A 10,383-nucleotide genomic window follows, 5' to 3' on the forward strand; every position below is an offset into this window, starting at 1 on the left:
TGTGGACGTGTCGGCAGTGGCCGGCATATTGGCCGGTTTTAAGCGATGGTAGCACTGGGATAAACCCGTCGCCCACCGGCCGGCGCGCCGCGGCGCATCACTGAAATCGCGCGGGACGCTGAGTTACATCATGTAAAAGCCTGTAAGGCCGGTCCCATCTTCGTACAAATGCCGTTAATCTTGTCGGCCTGCCGGAGGTGCCCGGCCGCGTCGGCCCGTTTCGACGCAACCGGGGAGGCGCCGGCAGTCTTAAAGGAGGTGCAATGAACACACGTCATATCCAGAGTTTCCTGATCGTGTCCGCGGCGTTTTTCGCGATGACCGGCCCGGTGCACGCGCGAGGCGCGAGCGCACTGGCGGCAGCCGGCGCGCAGATGCGTCAGATCGCGCCGGCGCAGGACGCCGATGCACAGCCGGCGGCCGAGCGTGCCGTCGCGCTGAAGGCGAACGTGCGTTGATCCGCTCGCGCGGCCGCCGGGCCGCGCCGGAACGAGCGAAACGACAAAAGGGCGGGAATCGCAAGATTCCCGCCCTTTTTCGTTGTGCCGCCGATGTTCGCGGTCGCCCGGGCTGCCGGGCGCCACGCGGCCGTCTGCGTCAGGCCTTGTCCTGGACCACGCCGCGGCGGATCTGGTCGAGCTCGATCGATTCGAACAGCGCCTTGAAGTTGCCTTCGCCGAAGCCCTGGTTGCCCTTGCGCTGGATGATCTCGAAGAAGATCGGGCCGATCTGGTTCTCGGTGAAGATCTGCAGCAGCAGGTCGTCGCGGGCGCCGTCGATCAGGATCTTGCGCTTCTTCAGTTCGTCGAGCGATTCGCCGTGGTTCGGCACGCGGCGGTCGACCAGCTCGTAATACGTGTCGATCGTGTCGAGCAGCTTCACTTCCTTGCCGCGCAGCCCGTCGACCGCACCGTAGATGTCGTTCGTGCCGAGCGCGATGTGCTGGATGCCTTCGCCGTGATACGCGTCGAGGTATTCCTGGATCTGGCCGGCCGTGTCCGAGCCTTCCTCGTTGATCGGGATTCGGATCTTGCCGCACGGCGACGTCATCGCCTTCGACTTCACGCCCGTCACCTTGCCTTCGATGTCGAAGTAGCGCACTTCGCGGAAGTTGAACAGGCGTTCGTAGAACTCGGCCCATTCCTGCATGCGGCCACGATGCACGTTGTGCGTCAGGTGGTCGATGTAGGTGAGGCCGTGGCCCACCGGGTTCGGGTTCGCGCCGGGAATCGGCTCGAAGTCCACGTCATAGATGCTGATGTCGCCGATCGCACCCGGCTGCGCGCCATTCTTGCCGCGCCAGCGGTCGACGAAATAGATCAGCGAATCGCCGATGCCCTTGATTGCCGGGATGTTCAGCTCCATCGGCCCCGTCTTGTTGTCGAAGCCCCACGCGCCGAGTTCGAGCGCGTGCTTGTAGGCCTTCACCGCATCCTGCACGCGGAACGCGATCGCGCAGATCGACGGGCCGTGCAGGCGCGCGAAGCGTTGTGCGAACGAATCGGGTTCGGCGTTGATGATGAAGTTGATATCGCCCTGACGGTAGACCGTCACGTCCTTGTGGCGATGGCGTGCGATCGCGGTGAAACCCATCCGTTCGAACAGTTGTCCGAGCGCTTTCGGATCCGGGGCCGTGTATTCGATGAATTCGAAACCGTCGGTGCCGACGGGATTGTCCCAGTTGGGGATCTGCATGCCATGTCTCCTGTGTGCTGTGCGATCGGCCGAAACGAGGTGGGGGCCGGCCGGTTTCAAGTCGAAGGTGACGCGTGCCGCGGTGCGTGCAACGCATCGGTCCATGCGACAGAGTGTAGCGGGCAGGGGGGAGCGTAAACTTGCGAACTTGATTGTCCGTGCCTACGATGACGCAATTTCCAGTCTCAAAGTAATCATTGGAGGGCAGAAAATGGCGCAAGCCGAATTGGATTCCATCGACCGGCGAATTCTCGCGATTCTTCAGGAGAACGGCCGCCTGTCGAACCAGGAGATCGCCGAGCGCGTGAACCTGTCGCCGAGCCCGTGCCTGCGGCGGATCCGGCGGCTCGAGGAGATTGGCGTGATCACCGGCTACGTCGCGCTGCTCGATCCGCAGAAGCTCGGGCTCGATCTGCTCGCCTATGTGAGCGTGCGGCTCGAGAAGCGCGGCGGCCTCGCGCCGGTCCGTGCCGACGAGACGTCCGCGCGCGCGGGCGCGACCCATGCGGAATTGTTCCGCGCGGCCGTGCAGGCTTGGCCGGAAGTGGTCGCATGCCATGCGATGACGGGCGACATGGATTATCTGCTGCGCGTGCAGGTCGAGGACATGGCACATTTCTCCCGCTTCGTGCAGGAGCACTTGCTGCACCATCCGTCGGTGATCGACGTGAAGACGAGCTTCTCGCTCGAATGCTTCAAGGAGACGACGGCGTTGCCGATCAGATCGGTGCGCTAGCGCGCTGCGCCGGAAAGGAGAAGGAGGGCCGGACGCCCGCGGGGCGGCCCGGTCGGCCGACGTTACGCTGTCAGCGCGGCGGGCATCAGCGATTCGATGAACTTCGACGTGCGGTGCGCCTGGCGCTTCAACGCATAGTCGAACACCGCGGCCTGTTCCTGCAGCATCTCGGCGAGGATCGTCGAGTGGTCGGCCGGCGGCAGCGACAGGTACGCATCGGCTTCGCCGTATGCGTACTCGATCCGCATCCCGGACTTCTTCGCGATATGCATCATCGTCGCGTTGCGCGACAGGCAATGCATGTACAGCATCGTCACGCGGGTGTTGCGGCTGCGGATCGCCGCGCGCTCGAACAGCTTCGAGCCGACACCGCGGCCGCGGGCGCTTTCGAGCACCGATACGCCAAACTCGGCCGTACGCTTGTCGCCGTCGGCGGGCAGGTACGCCAGGTGGCCAACGCCAATCAGTTCGAGCGTATGGTCGAACACGCCGAACACGGTGTCGCGGCCGAAGTCGATCGTACGGACATAGTTCTCGATCACGTGGTCGGGCACCATCTGGCCGAAGCGCAGCAGGCGGTCCTCTTCGTCGAGCGAGAGAAAGTGAGTGAGCATTCGCTCACGGTCTTTGGAAGCCAGTTCCCTGACGAGAACCGGCGCAGTACCGGCGTCGCCGACAGCCTCGGCACGGCGGTTGAATTGCGTGGTCATCGTGGGTTCCTCAGTGTGTAGCTGCACAAGCGACTTGTGCGATGCAGCAGCATTTTACCTGAGAGGATTGGGGAAAACCCGTATTTGACGTTCTTTGTGCCGAGGATGAATTCTAAATCCGCTTAGTTAATTCTCTATCTATTTGATTTATAACTGATTTAAAATTCATCACATGAAATACGCGACGGCCTGTCGCAGTGTGCCCGCCGCGCAACGCATGCTGCTTCGCGGCAATCACGCGCGGGGCGACAGCCCGTGCTCCATCAGGTCGATCACCTGTTCGGCGAAGTCGCGGTAGCCGAGGCGGCCGCCCGGCTTGAGCCACGTGAACGTCCAGTTGATCATCCCGAACACCATCATCGTGACCGATGTCTGGTTTTCCTTCGAGATCCGGTCGGGATACGCGCGTGCGAGCTGGCGCGCGAATGCCGCGACGATGTCGCGCTGGCGGTCGAGCACGATTTCGCGCTGCGCATCCTCGAGATACTTCACGTCGTTGAGCAGCGCGACGTGGCGGCTGTGCGACGTCTCGTACTCGGCGAGGAACGCACGCACCAGTTCGGCGAACGCGTCGCGCTCGCCGAGACCGCGCCGCTGGCTCGCGCCTTCGACCTCGGCGATGATCAGCATCAACCGCTTCGTGTAGCGGTCGAGCAGGTCGAACAGGATCGCTTCCTTGCTTTCGTAATAGTGATAGAGACGTGCCTTCGACGTGCCGCTCGCGGTCGCGAGATCGGACATCGACGTGCTCGGGTAGCTCGTCTGCGCGAACTTTTCGGCGGCGAGATCGAGGATCTGCTCGCGCTGGGATTCGTGGTCGGGCGCTCGGGTACGGGCCATGGTCGAATGCGAAAGAGGTGGCGTTAGTGAGGCGCGGCAGCTGCGCGCATCTGCGTGGAAGAGAGGGCGGCCGGCGTGTCGTCCTGCAGCTCGAGCCGGCCGGATGCCGCGAGTTCGCGGCAGCGCCACCAGGCGATCGAGTCGCTGACGAACAGCCCGCCGCGGTCGGCGCCGGCCATGATGCCGCCGACGACGCGTCGCGCGGGCAGCCAGCTGGTTTCGGCGCGCGCGACGATCAGCGCGTCGAGGTCCGCGTACTGGCCGCTCTTGATCGTATTGCTGACCCAGTAGCGCAACTCGGCATTCAGGTGTTTCGCTTCCTGCCATTCGAGTGCGAGGCGGCCGATGCGCAGCACCGAGATCGGCGCGGCCACCGGCCGTTTGCGGGCGAGCGCCGCCGGCGAGAACATCCCGGTTGAACATGCCTGGTCGGTGCGGGTCAGCGCCGCGCGCTGCGGCGCGTCGAGGTCGGCGGCCGACAGCCGCACCTCGTTCAGGCGCTGCGGCACGTTGCGCAGATGATAGGCGACGCGACGCAGCAGCAGCTTGTCGCCGACGCTCGGCGCATGCCAGACGACCACCTGGCCGGTGTCCATCGCGAGCTGGTCGAGCCGTGCGAACTCGCCCTCGATTTCCGCGTTCCAGTCGGGAATCTGATCGCCGAGCACGCGCTGCCAGAAGGCGGCGCGCGTGTCGGGCGTCTCGTCGGCGTCTTTCAGCGGCCCGACTGCGAGATCGTCGAGCAATCCGACGACGCGTTCGTCGCGTCCGGCTTGCGCGAGCGCCTCGCGCAGCGACGCGGCGGCGGTGCCGCCCTGAATCACGTGAATGGTACTCATCGGCCTGTCATCAACAAAAGAAAACCGCCGACGGGCGGACGTTGCGACGTCCAGCCGGCCGGCGGCCCCTAGTGTAAGCGAGATGTGTGACGACGAGAAACCGGACCGGCGTGCCGATCCGACGCCGCTCAACGCTCGTCGAAGCTCACGACGACCTTGTCGCTGATCGGGTGGCACTGGCACGTGAGCACGAAGCCGTCCTTTACTTCCTGTTCCTCGAGTGTGTAGTTCTTCTCCATCCGGACTTCGCCCTCGATCACCTTTGCGCGACACGTGCAGCACACGCCGCCCTTGCACGCGTACGGCAGCGCGAGGCCCGCGCGCAGGCCGACGTCGAGCAGGCTCACGCCTTCGTACGGCAGGCGCAGCTTGCGCTTCTTGCCGTCCAGCACGATTTCGAGGTCGGCGGCCGGCGTCTGCTCGGTAATCTCGACGACCGGTGCGCCGGCCTGCGGCAGCGGCGTGCCGAAGCGCTCGACGTGCACCTTCGCCGGCGGCACGCCGGCCGCCTTCAGCGCGGCTTCGGCCGCATCCATCATCGGCGCTGGGCCGCAGATGAACGCTTCGTCGATTGCGTCGGCCGGCGTCAGCGTGGCGAGGAATTCCGCGCATTTCGCCTGGTCGAGCACACCGTTGAACAGCTCGACGTCCTGCTGGTCGTCCGACAGCACGTGATACAGGACGAAGCGGTTCATGTAGCGGTTCTTCAGGTCCTCGAGTTCTTCGGCGAACATGATCGCGTCGACGCTGCGGTTGCCGTAGATCAGCGCGAACGTGCTGCGCGGTTCGAGTTCGAGGGTCGTCTTCACGATCGCGAGCACCGGCGTGATGCCCGACCCGCCGGAAAACGCGACGTACTGCTTGCCGTGATCGGCGTTCAGGTGTGTGAAGAAACGACCGTCCGGCGTCATCACGTCGATCGTGTGGCCGGGCTTCAGCGTGTCGAACGCGAAATTCGAGAAGCGGCCGCCGCGCACGCGCTTGATGCCGATGCGCAGCTCGCCGTCGCGGTCGTAGTCGGTCGTGCCGACGCAGATCGAGTACGACCGGCGCGTTTCCTCGCCGTCGATATGGGTCTTCAGCGTGACGAACTGGCCCTGCGTGAAGCGGTACGCGTCGCGCAGCTCGGGTGGCACGTCGAAGGAGACGGTAACGGCGTCGGCGGTCTCGGGCCGCACGTCGCGGATACGCAGCGGATGAAATTGCGGGGTCGCCATATTCAGTAGGGTTTGAAGTAGTCGAAGGGTTCGCGGCAGTCGACGCAGCGATACAGCGCCTTGCAGGCCGTGGATGCGAATTGCGCGAGACGCTCGGTGCGGGCCGAGCCGCAGCGCGGGCAAACGGGCGCCGCGACGGGCCGCGGCACGAAGCGCACGACGTTTTCCCGTGGCGCGGCGCTGCCGCACTGGCCGACGGGCGGCGCGATGCCGTACGCACGCAGCTTGTCGCGCGCTTCCTGTGTGATCCAGTCGGTCGTCCACGCGGGGGCGAGCACCGTCTCGATCCGGTGCGGCGGCAGGTCGGCGGCCTGCATCGCTGCGGCGATGTCCTCGGCGATCTGCGACATGGCCGGGCAGCCGGAGTAGGTCGGCGTGATCACGACTTCGAGCAGGCCGTCGTCCGCGCGACGCACGTCGCGCAGGATGCCGAGCTCGCGGATCGACACGACCGGGATTTCTGGATCGGGCACCGCTTCGAGAACGTCCCACGCGCGCGCAAGCAACGGATCGTTGCGGTGCGCGGCGGGCGCGGCATCGGCGGGGGCGGCGGTCGGGACGGACATCGTCGGGCTCCGTTGGGTCGGCCGGTTACCAGGTTGCGCCGGGATGCTGGCGCGCGAGGCTCTGCATTTCCGCGAGCAGGTAGCCCATGTGCTCCGAGTGCTCGCCCTGCTTGCCGGTCGTTATGTGCTGAACGGGTGCCGGCAGGGTGAGCGTCGCCTCCGCGAGCGCATCGTCCACGTCCGCGCGCCATGCGGCTTCGAGCGCGGCCGGTGCCGGGCCGATGCCCGGTGCGGCGACCGCGTCGTCGATCGTGTCGGCCGCGAAGAATTCGCGCGTGTACGGAATCAGGTAGTCGAGCGCGGCCTGCGCGCGGCGGTGCGATTCGTCGGTGCCGTCGCCGAGGCGCACCAGCCATTCGCGCGCATGTTGCACGTGATAGCGGGTTTCCTTCACCGATTTCGCGGCGATCGCTGCGAGTTGTGCGTCCGTCGACGTTTCGAGCGCGGTCCACACGTGCAGCATCAGCGTCGCGTAGAGGAAGTTGCGCACGATCGTCACCGCGTAGTCCTTGTCGGCGTGTGCGGTGCCGGCGATCGGGCCGTAGTGCGGCAGCTCGGCGAGCGTGAAGTTCGCGAACTCGCGCTCGGTGCGGAAGTAGGCGTAATCGTCTTCCGTCTTCGTCGCGCCGTTGAGCTGGCGCTCGAGTTCGGCTGCGTGCGTGTACAGCATGCGTGCCTGGCCGATGAGGTCGAGGCTCATGTTGGTGAGCGCGATGTCTTCCTCGAGGACGGGGCCGTGGCCGCACCATTCGGCGTTGCGCTGACCGAGGATCAGCGCGTTGTCCGCAAGGCGCAGCACGTAGGAGAGGTGTTCGGGCGTGATCGTCATGGCGCGGCGTTACATGTGGTTGACTTCGTCGGGCAGCGTATAGAACGTCGGGTGACGGTAGATCTTGTCGCCCGCCGGTTCGAACAGCTCGGCCTTTTCGGCCGGATCCGACGCGGTGATCGCCGACGAAGGCACCACCCAGATGCTCACGCCTTCCTGGCGGCGCGTATAGACGTCGCGCGCCATGCGCAGCGCCATCGACGCGTCGGCCGCGTGCAGGCTGCCGCAATGCTTGTGGTCGAGGCCCTGCTTGCTGCGCACGAACACTTCCCAGATCGGCCATTCCTTGTTCATCACTCTCTCCTGAATCCTGTATTCGATGGTTGCCGCTCAGGCGGCGTGCTGTTCGGCACGGGCGCGGCGCTTCGCTTCGTGTGCGAGTGCAGCCTCGCGTACCCATGCGCCGTCGTCGTGGGCCTTCACGCGGGTCGCGAGGCGTTCCTTGTTGCACGGGCCGTCGCCGTTGACAACGCGCCAGAATTCATCCCAGTCGATCGTGCCGTAGTCGTGGTGGCCGCGTGCTTCGTTCCATTTCAGGTCCGGGTCGGGCAGCGTCACGCCGAGCACCTTCGCCTGGTCGACCGTCGCATCGACGAATTTCTGCCGCAGGTCGTCGTTCGAGATCCGCTTGATGCCCCATTTCGCGGACTGGCTGCTGTGGACCGAATCGGCGTCGCTCGGGCCGAACATCATCAGCACCGGCCACCACCAGCGGTTCACCGCCTGCTGGACCATCGCGCGTTGCGCGTCGGTGCCCTTCATCATCGACAGCAGCGCGTCGAAACCCTGGCGCTGGTGGAACGACTCTTCCTTGCACACGCGGATCATCGCGCGCGCATACGGCCCGTACGTGCAGCGGCACAGCGGGATCTGGTTCATGATCGCGGCGCCGTCGACGAGCCAGCCGATCACGCCGACGTCGGCCCAGGTCGGCGTCGGGTAATTGAAGATGCTCGAGTATTTCGCCTTGCCGGCGTGCAGGGCGTCGATCAGCGAATCGCGCGAGACGCCGAGCGTTTCGGCTGCGCTATATAGATAGAGGCCGTGGCCGGCTTCGTCCTGGACCTTCGCGAGCAGGATCGCCTTGCGCTTCAGGCTCGGTGCGCGCGAGATCCAGTTGCCTTCCGGCAGCATGCCGACGACTTCCGAGTGCGCGTGCTGCGAGATCTGGCGGACCAGCGTCTTGCGATAGGCGTCGGGCATCCAGTCCTGCGGTTCGATCTTGCCGTCCGCGGCCATGACCGCGTCGAACCGCGCTTGCTCGGGCGACTCGGCTGCGGCGTCGAGCGGCGCGACGTTGCCGGGGATGTCGAGGGATTGCGTGTACATGGCGGAGGTTCTCGTCCGGTTGAATGTGTGCGAAGTATAAACCAACCGACCGGTCGGTTAATAAATTTCTTGCGGATTTGCAGCGAGACTCGGGTAAACGAGGGGCGTCGGGGTGCGATCGCCCGGGGCGGAATGCGGTCCGGCGCGTGAGAGGAGCGCCTTCTACGGCACAATGCCCGCTTTCCGATGAGGATTTCGCCGATGTCATTTCGAAGCAGTTTCGTCGCGACCGTGCTGGGCGCGTCCGTGTTCCTGTCGCCGGTCGCGGTCGCGGCCTCGCCGGCCGGGTGGGTCGCCGCATGGGCGACGGCGTTGCAGCCGATTCCCGATCTGGCTGCGCCGCCGCCGCTCTATCGCGCGCCCGACGTGGCCGGACGGACCGTCCGGCAGATCGTCTACCCGACAGTATCGGGACATGCCGCGCGGATTCGTGTCAGCAATGCATACGGTCGCGCGCCGCTGGTGATCGAGGCGGCCGGCTTGGCGCGCGCGGGCGACGGCGCGGCGCTTGCCGGCGGGACGAGCGCTGCCGTGCGTTTCGGCGGCAAGGCGTCGGTGACGCTCGCGCCGGGTCAGGAGCTCGAAAGCGACCCGGTGGCGATCGACGTGACGGCCGGGCGGCCGTATGCGGTCAGCCTGAGGATGGGCGCGAACCAGCGAATGACGGTGTGGCACCGTGTGTCGAACCAGCTCAATTACGTGTCGGCGCCGGGTGATCACGTGAACGACCCGGGCGCAGATGCGTTCCGCACGCGCTTTACCCAGTATGCGTGGGTGACCGAATTGGCCATCGAGGCCGGTGTCGCGCGGGCGAGTGTCGCGGCGATCGGCGATTCGATCACCGACGGGCTGCGCTCCAGCCTGAATCGCAACCATCGCTGGCCGGATGCGCTCGCGCGCCGGCTGAGCGCGACAGGTTCGGATTCGGTCGGCGTGGTGAATCTCGGGATCAGCGGCAACCGGCTGCTCAGCGATTCGGCGTGCTACGGCACGTCGCTGGCGTCGCGGTTCGAGCGCGATGCGCTGTCGCGCTCGGGGGTGAAGGCGGCGATCGTGCTGATCGGCATCAACGACATCAACTTTGCCGCGATGTCGCCGCGTGCGGGGCTCGACTGCGACAGCCCGCATACGCAGGTCACGGCCGCATCGTTGATCGACGGCTATCGGCGATTGATCGAGGCGGCGCACCGCCAAGGGGTGAAGGTCTTCGGTGCGACGCTCACGCCGGCGGCGTTGCCGGCCGGGCGTGAGTCGATCCGGCTCGAGGTGAACCGGTGGATCCGGAGCGGCGGCGGGTTCGACGGCGTGGTCGACTTCGACGCGGTGCTGCGCGATCCCGCGCGCCCGAGTGTGCTGCAGCGCCGGTACGACAGCGGCGACGGCATTCACCCGGGCGACGCCGGCTACACGGCGATGGCCGAGGCGGTGCCGGTGGAGCGACTGCAGGCCATGGTCGGTAGCAAGTGACATCGCCATATATATAGCGCGACGGCCCGCCGGCTGCTTCAGGATCGCCGGCGGCGCGTAGTCCATCGAGCTCCGAGCCCCCGTGCGCGGCAGCGCACGGGGGCTTTTTCAAAATATTTTCACAAAGGGGGTTGCGGAGACGGGGTGGGGTGCTT

12 protein-coding genes are annotated in these 10,383 nt (G+C 65.9%); 3 read left to right on the plus strand and 9 right to left on the minus strand.

What is annotated here, in order from left to right:
- Positions 1-263 precede the first annotated feature (263 nt).
- The gene (locus tag AC1Z3W_RS37515; RefSeq protein ID WP_057929988.1) at positions 264-458 is read left to right on the plus strand and encodes a hypothetical protein; all 195 of its coding nucleotides are present in this window, start codon (positions 264-266) and stop codon (positions 456-458) included.
- A gap of 139 nt (positions 459-597) precedes the next feature.
- Here AC1Z3W_RS37515 and hppD read toward each other — a convergent pair whose 3' ends face one another.
- Positions 598-1,695: a 4-hydroxyphenylpyruvate dioxygenase gene (gene hppD, locus AC1Z3W_RS37520; RefSeq protein ID WP_483509564.1), complete on the minus strand. Its 1,098-nt coding sequence runs from the start codon at positions 1,693-1,695 to the stop codon at positions 598-600.
- Positions 1,696-1,906: 211 nt separating this feature from the next.
- Between hppD and AC1Z3W_RS37525 the strand changes: the two genes are divergently transcribed.
- Positions 1,907-2,431 carry an Lrp/AsnC family transcriptional regulator gene (locus tag AC1Z3W_RS37525; protein ID WP_057929986.1) on the plus strand — a complete coding sequence of 175 codons (525 nt, stop codon included), beginning with the start codon at positions 1,907-1,909 and terminating at the stop codon, positions 2,429-2,431.
- A gap of 62 nt (positions 2,432-2,493) precedes the next feature.
- Here the strand turns inward: AC1Z3W_RS37525 and AC1Z3W_RS37530 are convergent, their stop codons facing one another.
- From AC1Z3W_RS37530 to paaA, 8 genes are all read right to left on the minus strand, one after another.
- The gene (locus tag AC1Z3W_RS37530; RefSeq protein ID WP_057929985.1) at positions 2,494-3,141 is read right to left on the minus strand and encodes a GNAT family N-acetyltransferase; all 648 of its coding nucleotides are present in this window, start codon (positions 3,139-3,141) and stop codon (positions 2,494-2,496) included.
- 234 nt (positions 3,142-3,375) lie between these two features.
- Positions 3,376-3,981, minus strand: coding sequence for a TetR/AcrR family transcriptional regulator (locus AC1Z3W_RS37535; RefSeq protein WP_057929984.1), 606 nt, complete (start codon positions 3,979-3,981; stop codon positions 3,376-3,378).
- A gap of 23 nt (positions 3,982-4,004) precedes the next feature.
- Positions 4,005-4,820, minus strand: a complete 816-nt coding sequence (locus AC1Z3W_RS37540; protein WP_057929983.1) for a DUF1835 domain-containing protein — start codon at positions 4,818-4,820, stop codon at positions 4,005-4,007.
- A gap of 128 nt (positions 4,821-4,948) precedes the next feature.
- On the minus strand, positions 4,949-6,037 hold the full coding sequence (gene paaE, locus AC1Z3W_RS37545; protein ID WP_483509567.1) for a 1,2-phenylacetyl-CoA epoxidase subunit PaaE: 1,089 nt from the start codon (positions 6,035-6,037) through the stop codon (positions 4,949-4,951).
- 2 nt (positions 6,038-6,039) lie between these two features.
- Entirely contained in the window at positions 6,040-6,603 is a 564-nt protein-coding gene (paaD, locus tag AC1Z3W_RS37550; RefSeq protein WP_124834581.1) for a 1,2-phenylacetyl-CoA epoxidase subunit PaaD, read from the minus strand.
- A 25-nt stretch (positions 6,604-6,628) separates the two neighbouring features.
- On the minus strand, positions 6,629-7,432 hold the full coding sequence (gene paaC, locus AC1Z3W_RS37555) for a 1,2-phenylacetyl-CoA epoxidase subunit PaaC (protein WP_057929980.1): 804 nt from the start codon (positions 7,430-7,432) through the stop codon (positions 6,629-6,631).
- A 9-nt stretch (positions 7,433-7,441) separates the two neighbouring features.
- Positions 7,442-7,726 (minus strand): 1,2-phenylacetyl-CoA epoxidase subunit PaaB, encoded by a 285-nt coding sequence (gene paaB, locus AC1Z3W_RS37560; protein WP_006752453.1) that lies wholly within the window; start codon positions 7,724-7,726, stop codon positions 7,442-7,444.
- Positions 7,727-7,762: 36 nt separating this feature from the next.
- Positions 7,763-8,761, minus strand: coding sequence for a 1,2-phenylacetyl-CoA epoxidase subunit PaaA (gene paaA / locus AC1Z3W_RS37565; RefSeq protein ID WP_057929978.1), 999 nt, complete (start codon positions 8,759-8,761; stop codon positions 7,763-7,765).
- Positions 8,762-8,962: 201 nt separating this feature from the next.
- Here paaA and AC1Z3W_RS37570 point away from each other — a divergent pair, with 201 nt between their 5' ends.
- Complete coding sequence (locus AC1Z3W_RS37570; RefSeq protein ID WP_483509569.1) at positions 8,963-10,228, plus strand: SGNH/GDSL hydrolase family protein; 1,266 nt, start codon at positions 8,963-8,965, stop codon at positions 10,226-10,228.
- The last annotated feature ends 155 nt before the right edge of the window (positions 10,229-10,383 follow it).

The organism is Burkholderia sp. 10_S31, assembly GCF_056930375.1.